This window comes from Hymenobacter cellulosivorans, from assembly GCF_022919135.1.
GTDB lineage: Bacteria > Bacteroidota > Bacteroidia > Cytophagales > Hymenobacteraceae > Hymenobacter > Hymenobacter cellulosivorans.
The window spans coordinates 6069881-6086095 of the sequence record NZ_CP095049.1; the positions used below are offsets into that span (position 1 = coordinate 6069881).

Consider the following 16215-nt stretch of genomic DNA (forward strand, 5'->3'; position numbering starts at 1 on the left):
CACCCGCCTTCCCATCCCACCCGAAGTACCTTTTCCTAACCCAGTCATAGCTTCCGGCTGCCACCCGCGGCGGCCGGAAGCCTTGCCGAACCCTACTTGCGCGCGGATGAATATTTTACTGGTAGAAGACGACCTGATGGCTGCTGCTTTGCTGAAGCGCAACCTGGAAGAACATGACCTGAACGTAGCAGTGGCGCTTAATGCGCCCTCCGCCCGCCAGATGCTGGCCTCGGCTACCTACACTGCGGTGCTGCTCAAGGCCGACCTGCCCGATTCCAGTGGCTTCGAGCTGTGCCGCTTTATCCGGCAGCACTACGACAAGCTTTCGGTGCTCATGCTTACAGCCAATACGTCTACCGACTACAAGCTGCAGGGCTTTGAGGCGGGCACCGATGATTACCTGGTTCAGCCCTTCGAATTCGGGGAACTACTGGCCCGGCTGCGGGCCCTGCACCGGCGCTACCCCGCGGCAGCCCCGGCCGAAAATGTGCTGAAAGTAGCCGACCTGGAGCTCTACGGCCGCAGCCGCATCGTGAAGCGCGGCGACAAGCGCATCGACCTGACGGGCCGGGAGCTGGCGTTGCTGGAATACTTCATGCACAACCAGGGCCGGGCCGTCACCCGCCAGGAAATCGTGCAAAAAGTCTGGGATTTGGCCTTCGATACCGGCACCAACGTGGTGGACGTGTACGTGAACTACCTGCGCAAAAAAGTTGACAAGAACTTCAGTCCCAAGCTGATTCATACGCTCAATGGCATCGGCTACATTCTCGAAGACCGCGCCGCCTGACCTTGCATTTATAGAGTCGATAGTTAGTGAACTGTACCGTGGGTTCCAGCCCGTAGCCTACGTCGTTGCCCACCCCGGGGCTGCAAACCCGGCGTCCGCAACGCGTGGGCTACGGGCTGCTGCTTTGGCGGGCTTGCAGACTGGCACTCGGCAAGCCCGCCTTGGCCATGGGGCTATTTAGCAGGTAGAAATGGCCGCCATTGAGCCCGAATACCCGCCTCTACCAACTGGCAGCGGGCATCGGCTATTGTAAGAGAAGAGTATAGCAAAACCCGCTTTTTGCATCGTTACCGGGCTATTTTGAGGACCTAAACTACGCGTAAAGCCGGGTTGGAAATCGTAGCGGAGGCCAAGTCTGACGTGCCCGCCTCGCGGAGGGGAATATCTTGCCATTTCGGCCTACTTCTATTCGGCCGACGGACTCCCCACGACACCGATTTACGATGAATCCCGAAAATAGCGCGCAGGGTCTGTATCGTCCCGAGTTTGAGCACGATGCCTGTGGCACCGGCTTTATTACCTATCTGAACGGTCAGAAGTCGCACCAGATTATTGCCGACGCGCTGACCATGCTCGAAAACATGGAGCACCGCGGTGCCTGTGGCTGCGACTCCGACTCCGGCGACGGGGCCGGTATTCTGCTGCAGGTGCCCCACTGGTTTTTCCTGGAAGAATGTACCGCCCTGAGCATCCGCTTGCCCGAGCCGGGTAGCTACGGTGTGGGGATGGTGTTTCTGCCCAAAAAGCACTCGACAAAGGATGCCTGCCGCCAGCTGATGCACGAGGCGGCCGCCAAGCTGGGCATGCCCGTGCTGGGCTTCCGGCCGGTACCCGTCAATCCGGCTGGTATTGGCCCCACGGCCTTGGCCGCCGAGCCCGATATGGAGCAGGTCTTCATTGGCCGGCCCGAAGGCGTTTCAAATCCAGAGGACTTTGAGCGGAAGCTGTACGTGCTGCGCCGCTACATCAGCAAGCTGGTGCTGGAAGCCAACCTCAAGGCCGGCGGCGACTTTTACTTCGCCTCCCTCTCCTGCAAAACCATTGTTTACAAAGGCCAGCTCACCACCTATCAGGTGCGGGGCTACTTCCCCGACTTGTCCGATGAGCGGGTTACGTCGGCCTTTGGCATGGTGCACTCGCGCTTCTCCACCAACACCTTTCCCTCGTGGAAGCTGGCCCAGCCGTTTCGGCTCTTGGCGCATAATGGCGAAATCAACACCCTACGGGGCAATCTGAACTGGTTTTACGCCGGCATGCGCAGCTACGTGTCACCTTACTTCTCCGCGGAGGAAATGGACATGCTGCTGCCCGTTATCGACGAAGGCCAGTCGGATTCGGCCTGCCTCGACAACATTGTAGAAATCCTGCTGCACTCGGGCCGCTCCTTGCCCCACGTGATGATGATGCTGGTGCCCGAGGCCTGGGATGGCAACACCCAGATGGACCCGTGGAAAAAGGCTTTCTACGAGTTTCACGCCACGTTTATGGCCCCCTGGGACGGCCCGGCCGCGCTTATTTTCACCGACGGCCAACAAATCGGGGCCATGCTGGACCGCAACGGCCTGCGCCCTCTGCGCTACGTCGTGACGGACGATGGCCGCGTGATGGTAGCTTCCGAAGCCGGGGTGCTAGGTATTCCCGAGTCGACGGTGATTCAAAAGGGTCGTTTGCAGCCGGGCAAAATGCTGCTAATTGACACCGTGGCCGGCCAGATTATCACCGACCAGGGCATTAAGGCCCAGGCCGCGGCCCAGCAGCCCTACGGCCAGTGGCTGAATGACTACCAGATTCGGCTGGAAGAACTGCCCGAACCCCGCCAGGTCTTTACCGACCTAGCCGCCGACTCGGTCTTCAAGTACCACCAGGTGTTTGGCTATACCCGGGAGGATATCGACACGATTATTACGCCCATGGCCCTGGAAGGCAAGGAGCCTATCGGCTCGATGGGCGTGGACGTGCCCCTGGCCGTGCTGTCGGACCAGCCCCAGCACCTGAGCAGCTACTTCAAACAGTTCTTTGCTCAGGTCACTAACCCGCCGATTGACCCGATACGGGAGCGGCTGGTGATGAGCCTGGCCACCTTCATCGGCAACAACGGCAACATCCTCGACGAAGACAAGATGCACTGCCACTGCGTAGCCCTGCGTCAGCCCATTTTGACCAACCACGAGCTGGAAAAGCTGCGCAGCATCGACACCGGCTTGTTTAACGCCAAGACGCTGCTGTCTTACTTCAAGGCCGATGGCAAGCCCGGCTCGTTGCAGGACGGCCTCGCACGCCTGTGCCGCTACGCCGAAGACGCGGTGAAGGACGGCTTCGAAGTACTGATTCTCTCCGACCGGGGCCTGGATTCCAAACACGCCCCGATTCCGTCGTTACTGGCTGTGTCGGCGGTGCACCACCACCTGATCCGCAAGGGGTACCGGGGCTCGGTGGGCCTGGTAGTAGAAGCCGGCGACGTGTGGGAAGTGCATCACTTTGCCTGTCTGCTGTCTTTTGGGGCCACGGCTATCAACCCCTATCTGGCTCTGGCTACTATCCAGACCATGCAGCAGGGAGGCGACTTCAACACCAGCCAGGACCATCCGCAGCTGGTCAAAAACTACGTGAAGGCTGTGTGCGACGGGCTGCTGAAGATCTTCTCCAAGATGGGCATCAGCACCCTACAGTCTTACCACGGGGCCCAGGTGTTCGAAATTCTGGGACTGAACCAGCACGTGGTGGATAACTATTTCACCGGGGCCGTCACCCGCATCGGCGGGCTGGGCCTCGACGAAATTGCCCGCGAAACCCTCTACAAGCACTTTCAGGGCTTTAAGAGTAGTACGCCCGAGGAGCAGCAGCTCTTGCCCGACGGCGGCGTGTACCAGTGGCGCCGCCGCGGCGAGGCCCACATGTTTAACCCCGAAACGGTACACCTGCTGCAGCTGGCCACCCGCACCGGCAACTACGAAACCTACCGCCGCTACGCCAAGCTGGTGAACGAGCAGCCCGAGCGGATGTTCACCCTGCGCGGCCTGCTGGATTTTGCCCGCCACCGGCCGGCCATTTCCATCGACGAAGTAGAACCGGCCGAGAGCATCATGAAGCGGTTTGCCACCGGCGCCATGTCGTTCGGCTCGATTTCGCATGAGGCCCACAGCACCCTGGCCATTGCCATGAACCGCATCGGGGGCAAGAGCAACACCGGGGAAGGCGGCGAGGACCCGATGCGCTACGAGCACCTGCCCAACGGCGACTCCATGCGCTCGGCCATCAAGCAGATTGCCTCGGCCCGCTTCGGCGTCACGGCCCACTACCTGACCAACGCCGACGAGCTCCAAATCAAGATGGCCCAGGGCGCCAAGCCAGGCGAAGGCGGGCAGCTACCAGGCCATAAGGTGGACAGCTGGATTGCCAAGGTGCGCCACGCCACGCCCGGCGTGGGGTTGATTTCGCCCCCGCCCCACCACGACATTTACTCCATTGAGGACCTGGCTCAGCTCATTTTTGACCTGAAAAACGCCAACCGCGCTGCCCGCATCAACGTGAAGCTGGTCAGCAAGGCCGGCGTGGGCACCATAGCGGCGGGTGTGGCCAAGGCCCATGCCGACGTGATTCTCATTGCCGGCTACGATGGCGGCACCGGCGCTTCGCCCATCAGTTCTATCAAGCATGCCGGGTTGCCCTGGGAGCTGGGTTTGGCCGAGGCTCACCAGACGCTTTTGCGCAACCAGCTCCGCAGCCGCGTGGTGCTGCAGGCCGACGGGCAACTCAAAACCGGCCGCGACCTGGCCGTGGCCGCCCTGCTGGGCGCCGAGGAATGGGGTGTGGCCACGGCGGCCCTGGTGGCGGGGGGCTGCGTGATGATGCGCAAATGCCACCTCAACACCTGCCCCGTGGGCGTAGCTACCCAGGACCCCGAGCTACGCAAGCTCTTCAGCGGGCAGCCCGAGCATATCGTGAATCTGTTCCGCTTTTTGGCCGAGGAGCTGCGTGAAATCATGGCCGAGCTGGGCTTCCGCACGATTCACGAAATGGTGGGCCGCGCGCAGTTTCTGAAAGTGCGCGAGGGAATTACCCACTGGAAAGCCCGCCACCTCGACCTGTCCGGAGTGTTGCAGCCAGCGGCTAATCCGTCTGGTGGCACGCTCTACCACAGCGAAAACCAGGACCACGGCCTCGACAACATCCTCGACTGGCAGCTGCTGGCCCATGCCGAACCGGCCCTGAATGAGCGGATTCCGGTGTTTGCCGAGTTTCCGGTGCGCAATACCGACCGGACCATTGGCACGCTGCTCTCCAACGAAATTGCCAAGCGCTACCACGCCGCCGGCCTGCCCGAGAACACCATCAACTACCGTTTCCAGGGCTCGGCCGGGCAAAGCTTCGGGGCTTTCAGCGTGAAAGGCTTGTCGTTTGCTTTGCAAGGCGAAGCCAACGACTACGTGGGCAAAGGCCTTTCGGGGGCTCAGCTGGCTATTTTTCCGGCTAGTGACGGCAAGTTTGTACCAGAGCACAACATTATTATCGGCAACGTGGCCCTGTACGGCGCTACTTCCGGGGAGCTGTTTGTGCGCGGGCAGGCCGGGGAGCGGTTTGCGGTGCGCAATTCCGGGGCCACGGCCGTCGTGGAGGGCGTCGGGGACCATGGCTGCGAGTACATGACCGGCGGCCGGGCCCTGATTCTGGGTCGTACGGGCCGCAACTTCGCCGCCGGCATGAGCGGGGGCATTGCCTGGGTCTACGACCCCGACGGCACCTTTCCCGACAACTGCAACCAGGAAATGGTGGAGCTCGACCCGCTCGACGCCGACGACGAAGCCCAGATTCAGAGCCTATTGCGCAAGCACCAGCAGCTCACGGGCAGCCAGCTGGCGGCCTACCTGCTGGGCAACTGGCCCGAGGAAGCCGGGCGCTTTGTGAAAGTTTTTCCTTCCGAATACAAGAAAGTACTGCAACAGGCCCGCTACGCTACGGCCGGCTAGCCTTACGCATTCAATAGTAACGAACGTCATGTGGAGGGCAGCGGAAACCTCTTTCGGGCGAAACTGAAGTTCTGGGCGCTGCAACGGCCAGAAAAGGAATGTTTCCCTGCCCTCACATGACTACCAACGAATAGATTATGGGTCACGTCACCGGTTTCAAGGAATTCAGCCGCCAGTTGCCGTCTAAGGCCGCACCGCAGGAGCGCGTGCAGCACAACAACGAGTTTGTGGGCATGTACTCCGAGCCCCAGCTCCAGGAGCAAGCCGCCCGCTGCATGGACTGCGGCATTCCGTTCTGCCACGCGGGCTGCCCGCTGGGCAACATCATTCCCGAGTTCAACGATGCGGTGCACCAGCAGGACTGGCACGAGGCTTACCAGATTTTGTCCTCGACTAACAATTTCCCCGAATTTACCGGCCGCATCTGTCCCGCGCCCTGCGAGTCGGCCTGCGTGCTGAGCATCCACTCGGCGCCGGTGGCCATTGAGGAAATCGAGAAGCACATTATCGAAATTGCCTTCAGCAAAGGTTATGTGCAGCCCACAGCCCCGGTACTCAAGTCAGGCAAAACGGTGGCCGTGGTAGGCTCGGGTCCGGCCGGACTGGCCGCGGCGGCTCAATTGGCCAAGGCCGGGCACACCGTCACCGTGTTTGAGCGCGACGACCGGCCTGGTGGTTTGCTGCGCTACGGCATTCCCGATTTCAAGCTCGATAAGTGGGTAATTGACCGCCGGATTCAACTGCTGGAAGATGACGGCGTGGTGTTCCGCTGCAACACTGAAATCGGTAAAGACCTCCGGGCCGAGGAGCTGACCCGGACTTTCGACGCGGTGGTGCTGGCCGGCGGGGCCACCGTCCCGCGCGACCTAGCCATTCCGGGCCGGGAGCTGCCGGGCATTCACTTCGCCATGGACTACCTCACCCAGCACAACCGCCGCGTGAGCAACCTGGAGGTGACCGGCGAGGCCATCTGGGCCGAGGGCCACGACGTAGTAGTCATCGGCAGCGGCGACACGGGCTCCGACTGCGTGGGCACGGCCAACCGGCAGCGGGCCCGCTCCATCACCCAGTTTGCCCTCATGCACCAGCCTGGTACCGAGCGGCCCGCCCACACGCCCTGGCCCCAGGAACCAGCTATTTTCCGGACCAGTACCTCCCACGAAGAAGGCTGCCAGCGCTACTGGGGCGTCAATACCAAGGCGTTTCTGAGCGACGAAAACGGCCGGCTCCGGGCCTTGCTGGTCACTGATATCACCTGGGAAACCGACGTGCTGGGCCGCCGCCTGCACTTCACCGAAATTGAGAACTCAGCCCGCGAAATACCCTGCACCATGGTCATGCTGGCCCTGGGCTTTGCCGCCCCGCAGTACGAAGGCCTGCTCCAGCAGCTCGGCGTAGCCCTGGATGACCGGGGCAACGTGCAAGCCGCCGAAGGTGACTTTTCTACCAGCCGGCCCAAAGTCTTCGTGGCCGGCGACATGCGCCGGGGCCAGTCCTTGGTGGTCTGGGCTATATCCGAAGGCCGGGAAGTAGCCCGCCGGGTGGATTCCCTGCTAACCGGCAAAACGACTTTGCCGAGCAAGGACGCGGTGGGAATGTTTGCCTAAACGCCGCGTTGGTCCCTATTATATAGCGCTTTGGTAACATTCCGCGTGGCATGTTCACCAAAGCGCTTTTCTTTGTGGCATGTCATTGCCATCTTCCGTTTCGTCGATTTACTTCCGCAACGCGCTTTGTACCATTTCCTACGACAGCCAGGGCTACGTGCTGCTGGTGTGGGCCGATGTTGTTTGCCAGGAACAGGAGCTGCACGCCATTTATGAGCACACGCTCCAGGCCCTACGCCACCACCGTACCGGCAAGCTGCTCACCGACCACCGCCAGCGCCAGCCCCTGCCGCTCTCGGCCCAGCAGTGGATAGCCCAGCACTGGATTCCGAAGGCCATGCAGGAGGTGGGCTACAGCCACTGCGCCATTCTGGAAAACCAGACGCCGCTGGGCCGGTTGGCGGCCCGGGCCGTAGGCGACGCGGTTACCCTGCCGTTGGATTTCCGCTATTTCAGTACGCTGGAAGAGGCAAGTGCCTGGCTGAGCAAAGCGTAGGGCAGGCTACCAAAACGCTCCGCTTGTTTGTATCTTTGCGCCCCGTCAGGCTTTTACCCAACCGAATAAAGTCGCCACAAGTTGTGGTGTTTTGCGTGGTTTTACTGCGCCAAATCGACGTTTCAGCCAACGTTTCTGGGGGCTTAGTTGTTAAGCTTCTGGCCGTGCCGGCTGCTCATCTTATTGCTTAGTTCATGACCAATTCCATTTCTACCGATATCTGCATTATCGGGGCGGGCCCAGTGGGCTTATTTGCGGTATTCGAAGCGGGCTTGCTGAAGCTGCGCTGCCACGTGGTGGATGCCCTGCCCCAGGTGGGTGGGCAGCTCTCCGAAATCTATCCCAAGAAGCCGATTTACGACATTCCCGGCTTCCCCGACATCCTGGCCGGTGACCTGGTTCAGAACCTGATGCGCCAGATTGAGCCCTTCCACCCCACCTTCACGTTGGGTGAGCGGGTAGAGCGCCTGGCCAAGCTCGAAGACGGCTCGTTCCAGCTTTTCACCACCGACGGCACCGAAATCTTCTGCAAAGCCATTGCCATTGCCGGTGGCCTGGGCTCATTTGAGCCCCGCAAGCCCGCCGTCGAAAGCCTGGAAAGCTACGAAGGCGGCCGCGGCGTGTACTACATGGTGCGCGACCCGGAAACCTTCCGCGACAAACGCATTGTCATTGCCGGCGGCGGCGACTCAGCCCTGGACTGGACTATTTTCCTAGCCGACGTGGCCAAGGAGGTGACCCTGGTGCACCGCGGCACCACTTTCCGCGGCGCCGCTGACTCGGCCGAGAAAGTGCAGAATCTGCACGAAGCCGGCCGGGCCCGTCTGGTACTCTCGTCCAACGTGACGCACGTACACGGACAGGACAGCCTGGAAGCTGTGACCATCACCGCCAACGACGGTACGGCCGAAACCCTGCACGTCGATGCCTTCATCCCGCTGTTCGGCCTTACGCCCAAGCTCGGCCCGATTGGCGAGTGGGGCCTGGAGCTCGAAGACGACGCGGTGAAGGTCAACACCCTGGACTACTCCACTTCGGTGCCCGGCATTTTTGCCATCGGTGACATCAACACCTACCCCGGCAAGCTCAAGCTTATCCTGTGCGGCTTCCACGAAGCGGCCCTCATGGCCCAGGGGGCCTACAAATATATGTTCCCCGATAAGCGCTACGTGCTCAAATACACCACCGTAAACGGAGTACCCACGCTGTAACTGCTAGTTGTTAGTTGCTGATTGTCAGCTGTTGGGCACTGCTTTTACTGCCTTGTCCAGCAACTAACAACCAGCAACTGACAACTAATACCCAACCAAGATGACCGACGAAGTACGCGTATATGTAGAAGAAGCGCCCAGCCAGCGGCGCGAAGTAGTGGCCCCCACCGACATGGCCCTGAGCCTGATGGAAGTGCTCAAGGCCAGCGGCTACGACATTCAGGCTACCTGCGGCGGTATGGCCTTATGTGGCACCTGCCACGTGGAAGTGCTGGCCGGCCCCGCCCTTGATGAGCCCAGTGACGACGAGCTGGCCATGCTCGAAAGCCTGCCCGTGATGACCCAAGGCAGCCGCCTCTCCTGCCAGATTCGTATTACCAACCGTCTCGACGGCCTCGTGGTGCGTCTGATGCCGCAGGGCACTTAGGCCCCGCAGATGTTGATACCAACAAAAAAGGAGAACCAGTTTGGTTCTCCTTTTTTGTTGCCTACAGGGGCGAAATAGGCTTAGCGCCGACGCTTCTTTGAGCTGCTACTCTTCTTGCTGGAGCTTTTCTTTTTTGTAGAGCTCTTTTTCTTGGTGGAGCTGCTCTTCTTTTTCGAGGAAGAATGCCGGCGCGACGAGGACCTGGATGAGTGGTGGGAGGAGCGACGCCGGTGCGTGGTGTGAGGCCGGGCAGTGGGCTTCGCGGCCGGGGCGGCAGCTTCTTCAGGCTTGGCTTCTTCCGGGCCGATAAAGTTGCGGGCCGTCATTTCCTCAGCAGTAGCGGCCTGCTGGCTGGCGGCTTCTTCCTGGGCCGCTGCTTTGAGGGCGGCGGCCTGCTTGCGTCGCACCGGCATCAGAAAGTCCCGCTCGGCGCGCTCCTGGGCCGAAAGCTTTTCCTCACCGGGCAGCGTGGCCGTTACGGGCAGTACTGCCTGGCCCTTATGGTCGGTCGAAAGCGTTTTTTTTCCTCCTTGTGCAAAAGCCGGCGCGCTGAAAAACAGCAGGCCCGCCACAACATATAGTATCCGCATTGCTATTAGGTCAAAGGGCTTGGAAATGGCAAAATTACTATTGGCATTTTTTACTACCAAACGTCAGCTTCTTTTGCACTCAGCCAAAGGCCTATTCAAAGACTTGAGGCAGCATTTCATCCCAAAAAATCCTATTTCTTCAACTTATACTCAAGTGACTCCACCCGCACCCGGGTACCGGCTGAGTGGGCCGCAAACTCCGGGGCGTAGAGGCATTGCAGCTGGCTCAGGCCACCCGAAAAATTGCCGCTTTGGGCGGCCCGCAGCCGGTATTCGAATGTGTGGGTGCCCTTGGGAAAATAGCTGATGAAAAAGTTGGTGGCAGCATCCCGCGGACTCTCGTAGTAGCCCAGCCCGCCCTGGTAGCGGTAGCCCGAAGTCTGGCCAATAAGCTCCAGGCCTGCCGCCCGCTGATCCTTCAAGTGCACGTATTCCAGGTTCCGGTCGGCGCGCAGCACCAAGCGCACCACCAGCACGTCGCCTACCTGCAAGGGCGTGGCGGCCGTGAGCGGCTCCAGCACCGGGCCGCCGGCAGTGCGCTGCTCCCGGTAGAGCTGGCGCTCCAGTTGCAGGCCAGTAGTGGCGGCCGCTACTTGGTCAATTTGCTCGAAATACTGCCAGTACAATGCCCCCCAAGCCACGCCTGCATCAGTTTTGCGCACCGTGACTTTGCCTTGCTCGGGCCGGATACTGGCCGCATCGAAGGTAGTTTTGAAGTAGCCGGTGCCGGCTTGCTGCGTTTTGGGCGCCGGTGCTGCCACACCGCCCAGCGTGATTTGCAGGGGTTGGGCGGGCTGCAGCCAATCGGAGCCGCGCAGCAGCAGGGCGTAGCAGGCATCGGCGGTGGCGCGGGTGCTGGCCCAGTTCTGGGTCTGCTTTTGCTTGAGCAGCCAGAGCTTCATTTCGTCCACAGCCCGCTGGTTGTTCTGTACTTCGTCGAAAGCCTCGATGAGCGTGGCCTGGGTTTCGGTGGGGGCCTCGCGCCAGTAGTAGCCGCCGCGCACTTCCTTCCAGTACATGCCCAGCTCCTCGGAATGCAGGGCATTTTGCGTCAGGGCCGTCATGATATCTTTCACGGCGGCGGGCTGGGTTTTGCCGCGGTGCAACGCCAGAGCAGTCTGGGCTTGCAGGTAGCGGGTCTGGCTGGTCCAGAACGAGGCAGCCTGCTGCTGGTAGTAAGCGTGGGCAGGCTGGTCGGCTTTGGCTACGGCCGGGCTAGGCCAGAAACTGCGGGCGTACAGGGCCTGAATCTGCAGGTCGTGGAGGTGATTTTGCTTCAGGTCTACGCCTTTCTGGCGCCGTAGCTCGGTATAATCCTTCTGCAGCTGTCCGTCGAGGTAGTTTAGGGCTTGGCTCAGAATCCGGGCCGCTTGCGCGTCTTGCGTGACCGGGAAGGCGCCCAGGCGCTGTAGTTTGCCAAAGCCGGCCACGATGAGCTGGGTGATATAGCGGTCATCAGGCATTCGCTCAAACCAGGGAAAGGCCCCGGTTGGGCTTTGCATTTTGGCCAGCTTGGTCAGGGCCCGGCTGGTTTCGGCTTTGAGGCGGGTTTCGTCGAACAACTCGGCGAGGCGGCGCATCCGCTCCGTTTCCGACTGCGCGTCGCGCACCCAGGGCGTTTCCTGCAGCAGCAAGGCTTTCAGCTCCTGGTTCTGCTCCAGCTTACTGGCCAGGGCGGCGGAGTTGCCATTCAGCGCAGCCCGCTTCCACTCATCCAGCATAGGCCGAATGCGGGGGTTACTCTGTAGAATATTTGCTGCCAGCAGGTTGGCGTACAGGCGACTAAAGACCTGCTCGGAGCATTCGTAGGGATACTCCGTCAGGTACGGCAAAGCCTGCACGGCGTACCAAGCCGGGTTATGGGTCATTTCCAGCGTCAGGGAGTAGTTGCGGCGGGTGGCCGAGGTGGTGCTGGTCAGCTTCTTGAGCTCAAACTCGCGCGTGGCCGGGCCTACAATGGGCAAGGGCAGGCTTTCGGTGATGAGCAGACGGTTGGGCAGCACCGGCAGGGTGTTTTCCTCCCCGTCGGAGAAAGTAGGCTGGTCGTTTGTAGCTTTTGAGTGGGCCTTTTTGGTCCGCTTGGGCTTCTTGCCGGTGGTTGGCTGCTTGTGGTCGGCTTGTCCTTGCGCTACCACGCGGTAGGTCAGGGCCTCCAGCGGCAGCTGACCTTCGGCGGTTTTGGGAATAGTCAGGTCCCAGCTCACGGCCGCGCTCTGGTTGGCACTAACCGAGAAAGGCACCTGGGCGGCGCTTTTCAGCACCACGTTTTCCACCGGCTGTTGGGTGCGGGCATCGAAGAGAAAGAGTTGGGCCGTGCCGCTCAGCGGCTGGTCGGTGAGGTTGCTGAGCTTGGCCGACAGCCGCAGCTGGTCGCCTTCCCGGAAAAAGCGCGGGGCGTTGGGCGTCACCTGCAGCTGCTTTTGGGTTACGAGTTCCCGCTGGAGCAGGCCGCTGTGCAGCTGCTGATCGTGGGCCAGGGCCAGCAGTTGCCAGCGCGTCACGGCTTCGGGCATCTGAAATTCCAGCACGGTTTCGCCTTGGGCATTGGTGCGCAGGTCGGGCAGCCAGAAGGCTGTTTCGCGGAAATCCTTACGGGCCTGCACGGCCGAGAGGTCAGGCTGAGGCGTAGCAGCGCCAGCGGGCGGCGGAGAGGCTGGCGCGGGGGCACTGTTACCGGCCATGGCCTGGGAGTCGGCCATCCCCATTTCCTCATCTCTCTTAACTACCGGTGCCCTAAACTTCATGGAGCGAACCATAGCCGGCGCAGCCGTATTGCCTCGTACTGTCTGGGTGGAAATCACCTTATCCTCTAACTCTTCCTGATCAGCCAGTTCGCTGACGCCACTTTCCGGCTCGTACAGGTAGCCCCACCAGTTGATACCCGGGTACCGTCGTCCGGCCCCGGCATCATAATTCGGATTGTCGCTAAGCAGAGAAGTAGACTCCAGCGTGCCGAAATGTCCATTCCAAGCCAGGCTGGCCGGATAATACGGGCGCGGAAAATCCAGCGGGGGAAAAGAATGGGGCTGGAAGACATCCAACGATTTGTCGTAGAGCGTGGCCAGCAGCTCAGCCGCGGCGGGCTTACCGTCGGTTTGGTGAATAGTTACGCGCCAGGTTTCTTTCTGACCCGGCTGTAATTTGTCGCGGAATGTGGCCACGCTCAGCACCAGAGGTGCGGGCGGCGTAGCTACTTGCACGTGAGCCGTATACAGATAGAGACGATTGTCGCGCACCTGGGTAATATGCACGTAGAGCTGTTCGCCCTCCAGGGCGGTGGCCACCGGAACCTCCACGACGCGCTGCTCATTGGCGGCCAGGGTCAGCCACTCGCGGCGCAGGGTTTCGCCCTGGACTTCAGCTTCCAGCAACACGCGCGCTCCGGCCTCGGAGCTGCCCACCAGAAAGCGGGCCGTTTGGCCCGGTGCCACACTGTCCTGCAGGGCCACAAACCAGTTGGGCGTCGGCAGCGGCAGCGTGGCGGTGGTGGCCGAATACAGCGTGAAATAGTGCTCGGCTTTCACCGGCTCCTTACTCGTGCTGGCCGTGGCTTCGAGTACGTAGCGGCCGGGCTGCTGGGTAGCCAGCGCGGCGGGCAGCTCAGCCAGCAGGGGGCTTTTCCCGGTGTCAAATTCCTGGGTGAGCACCAGGGTACGAACCCAGGTACTGTCATTGTCTTCCAGCTCGTAGGCATCGAGCGGAAACTGGCGTTTAAACTCCTCCCGGCTCAACACTTCCCGCTCCGGCCGTTCCCAGGCGCGCGGGCGGAAGGCGCTGGCGGGTGGCCTAAGACGGTAGAGGCGCAGTTGCCCACGAGCTGGCAACGGAGTACCGGCCGCGTTGGTGCTGAACAAATGCAGGGCTGGCTGCTTTTCGCGGTTTATCAGTCCCGGCATGTCCAGACGCAGGCTCAGGGCCTCGGCCCCGATGCTCACGCTCTGCTCACCGGTGCGGGTTTCGCCGGCGGCATCGGTTACGTCAGCCGTCACTTCGAAGAGGTAGCCAGGCTGCCAGGGGCCACGCTTACCGGCGGGCAAAGCCTCACCTTTGGCCACAAACTGCACCGTAAAGCCGCCCGCCGAATCGGTTTGGGTCGTACCGTTCAGGATTTCAACCTGCCCCGGTCCGCGGGGAATTCCGAAGCCACGGCCAAACATTGGCCAAAGGGTGCGGCGCACCACGCGGTAGCTCACCTGCGCCCCATCGACGGCCTGCCCGGCATAGGCGGTGGCTTTGCCGCGCACTACCACCGGCTGCCCCAGCACGGGCGTGCCCGCCACAGGTTCAAACGTGACTTGGAACGAGGGGCGCTTGTAGTCTTCCACGGCAAAGCTGGTACTGCCAAAGTCGGTTTGCAGACTCATTACCCCATTGAGCAAGCCGGTGGGCAACACCATCGAGCCGTGGAAGGAGCCAAAGTCGGAGCTGGTAAAAGAGAGCGTCTGCACCGTTTGCCCATTCACATCCTGGAGGCGCACCGTCACGGGCAGCTTCGTCAGCAAGCGGGACTTGTCGGCCCGGGTTTCGGTAGCAATGCCTTTGAAATACAGGGTCTGGCCGGGACGGTAGATGGCGCGGTCGGTGTACAAAAAAGCCTGGCGCTGGACCGTTTCCCCGCGCTGGCGGCTGGTGCGCGGACTAAAGCTGCTCTCCTCCCCTATCAGCAGCGAGTCGGGGCCTTTGGTGAGCAGCAGAGCCCGCAGCGTCGTGTATTCGCCGATACTCGGCGCGGGCTTGATCTGCGTCAGTCCTTCCGCGGTGGTGGTCTGGGCCGGGCCGCGCCGCTGCTTGTGGGTACGGGCTTTCTGGTCGTAGTACTGGAAGAAGGGCACTACCGTCACGGCGCTTTGTGGCTGGCCATTTTGCCGGTGCAGGACCAGTACTTCGGGGCCTGCCACCTCTGCGCCGCCCCGGCGCACCTGGCTTAGCAAGCTGGCCGTAAGCTCAGCGTAGGCGGTAATAGTGCCGGCCTGCTCCTTGGTGGCATTTTCGGCTTTGGTACTAATGACCACTACGTACTGGCCAACTGGCAGTGCTGGTCCGGCGTGCTGTAGCGAGTGGCGGCGGTAATCCTGGGGACCAGCCACGTCCAGGGTCCAGGCGGCCGCCGGCTTGGCGGCCAAGGCCCGGGCGTAGGTTTTGCGGAAGTCATTTTCCTCCCCATTGTTGTCAGAAAAGCGCACCCGCACGGCCTGGGCCGTGCTGACCCGGTAGGCCTTGGCGTACAGGCGCGACACATTCCGCACGTTGAGCCGCAACAGCCAAGGCTGGCCGGGCAGCACCACTTCTTCGGCAGTGAAGCTCAGGTCGACGGCTTCCAGGCGCTGCCGCAGCGCCGCCGCCCGCCGCCCGCCCACCGACTTGGGAAAGCGCTGCTCGGCCAACCGGGCCAGCTCATGGGCTTTGGCCGGATCGGTTTCTTCCAGGGTTTGGGCCTGCTCGGCCAAGAACTCGGCGGAAATGGGCAGCTGTTGCAGCGCTTCGGCCTCCCGGGCCAAGGCTGCACGGTACAGGTCATCTTTGGCGGCCATCGGAGTGTGCTGGTACACGAAGCGCAGCCGCTTGAGCGTCACATCGGCCAGGGCCGCGGGGTTGGCAGCCTCGGTCAGGCGGAAAGCAGTAAGCTGCTGCAATGCCCGCAAGGCGTGGAACTGCCCGTTGAGGGAGTCGGCCGGTGGGGCGCTGAGCGGCAGCCGGGCAAAGTCGGCGGCGGGCCCGAACAAGGCCGGGTTCTGGAGCTCAAACTGGGCGGCGGGAGTGGTAATGTAGTACTCGTCGTTGCCCAACCCTTCAACGGCGCGGTGGGCCAGCAAATCGTAGAGCGTGGGCCGCAGCTCTCGGCTTTCGGCATCACCGCCCCGCACGGCGTACCCCAAAGCCGCCAGTTGCAGTTTCTGCTGGCGCGTGGGCTCGTCGGTGAGCGAGGCGCGGTAGTGCTGCACCACGGCGCTGCCCAGGCGGGCGGCATCCCAGGTCTGGATATCAGCGGCGCTGGCGTCGGCAGCATTGGGGGTCGTAGCCGTGCGGTTGTAGAGCTGGTAGCGGTGCTCCTGGTAATACTGGGCGTAGAGCTGAGCCAGCAGGCTGTGCAGAATGGGCCGGGCCGGAAACTTGGCCGTTTTCAAAT

General features: G+C 61.7%; 8 protein-coding genes. 6 read left to right on the plus strand and 2 right to left on the minus strand.

What is annotated here, in order from left to right; genetic code table 11:
• The first annotated feature begins 106 nt into the window (after window positions 1-106).
• The 6 genes from MUN80_RS25805 (at window position 107) to MUN80_RS25830 (ending at window position 9498) form a co-directional block, all read left to right on the plus strand.
• On the plus strand, window positions 107-790 hold the full coding sequence (locus MUN80_RS25805) for a response regulator transcription factor (protein WP_244717976.1): 684 nt from the start codon (window positions 107-109) through the stop codon (window positions 788-790).
• 443 nt (window positions 791-1233) lie between these two features.
• Window positions 1234-5757, plus strand: coding sequence for a glutamate synthase large subunit (gene gltB / locus MUN80_RS25810; protein WP_244717978.1), 4524 nt, complete (start codon window positions 1234-1236; stop codon window positions 5755-5757).
• A gap of 137 nt (window positions 5758-5894) precedes the next feature.
• Entirely contained in the window at window positions 5895-7364 is a 1470-nt protein-coding gene (locus MUN80_RS25815; RefSeq protein ID WP_244717980.1) for a glutamate synthase subunit beta, read from the plus strand.
• Window positions 7365-7443: 79 nt separating this feature from the next.
• On the plus strand, window positions 7444-7860 hold the full coding sequence (locus tag MUN80_RS25820) for an STAS/SEC14 domain-containing protein (protein WP_244717982.1): 417 nt from the start codon (window positions 7444-7446) through the stop codon (window positions 7858-7860).
• Window positions 7861-8054: 194 nt separating this feature from the next.
• A complete protein-coding gene (locus MUN80_RS25825) occupies window positions 8055-9071 on the plus strand; it encodes an NAD(P)/FAD-dependent oxidoreductase (protein WP_244717984.1) in 1017 nt (338 codons plus the stop codon).
• Between the two features lie 100 nt (window positions 9072-9171).
• Window positions 9172-9498 carry a 2Fe-2S iron-sulfur cluster-binding protein gene (locus tag MUN80_RS25830; protein WP_244717986.1) on the plus strand — a complete coding sequence of 109 codons (327 nt, stop codon included), beginning with the start codon at window positions 9172-9174 and terminating at the stop codon, window positions 9496-9498.
• 80 nt (window positions 9499-9578) lie between these two features.
• On the opposite strand, the gene MUN80_RS25835 is transcribed toward MUN80_RS25830, so the two are convergent.
• Both MUN80_RS25835 and MUN80_RS25840 read right to left on the minus strand, forming a co-directional pair.
• Window positions 9579-10088, minus strand: a complete 510-nt coding sequence (locus tag MUN80_RS25835) for a hypothetical protein (protein ID WP_244717988.1) — start codon at window positions 10086-10088, stop codon at window positions 9579-9581.
• A gap of 131 nt (window positions 10089-10219) precedes the next feature.
• Window positions 10220-16213: an alpha-2-macroglobulin family protein gene (locus tag MUN80_RS25840; RefSeq protein WP_244717990.1), complete on the minus strand. Its 5994-nt coding sequence runs from the start codon at window positions 16211-16213 to the stop codon at window positions 10220-10222.
• Window positions 16214-16215: the final 2 nt, after the last annotated feature.

What these genes read in the sequence shown, in the direction of transcription:
- MUN80_RS25835 (WP_244717988.1), bottom strand. Translation starts at nt 10,088, where the DNA reads ATGCGGATACTATATGTTGTGGCGGGCCTGCTGTTTTTCAGCGCGCCG.
- MUN80_RS25830 (WP_244717986.1), top strand. Translation starts at nt 9,172, where the DNA reads ATGACCGACGAAGTACGCGTATATGTAGAAGAAGCGCCCAGCCAGCGG.
- MUN80_RS25805 (WP_244717976.1), top strand. Translation starts at nt 107, where the DNA reads ATGAATATTTTACTGGTAGAAGACGACCTGATGGCTGCTGCTTTGCTG.
- MUN80_RS25820 (WP_244717982.1), top strand. Translation starts at nt 7,444, where the DNA reads ATGTCATTGCCATCTTCCGTTTCGTCGATTTACTTCCGCAACGCGCTT.
- MUN80_RS25825 (WP_244717984.1), top strand. Translation starts at nt 8,055, where the DNA reads ATGACCAATTCCATTTCTACCGATATCTGCATTATCGGGGCGGGCCCA.
- gltB (WP_244717978.1), top strand. Translation starts at nt 1,234, where the DNA reads ATGAATCCCGAAAATAGCGCGCAGGGTCTGTATCGTCCCGAGTTTGAG.
- MUN80_RS25815 (WP_244717980.1), top strand. Translation starts at nt 5,895, where the DNA reads ATGGGTCACGTCACCGGTTTCAAGGAATTCAGCCGCCAGTTGCCGTCT.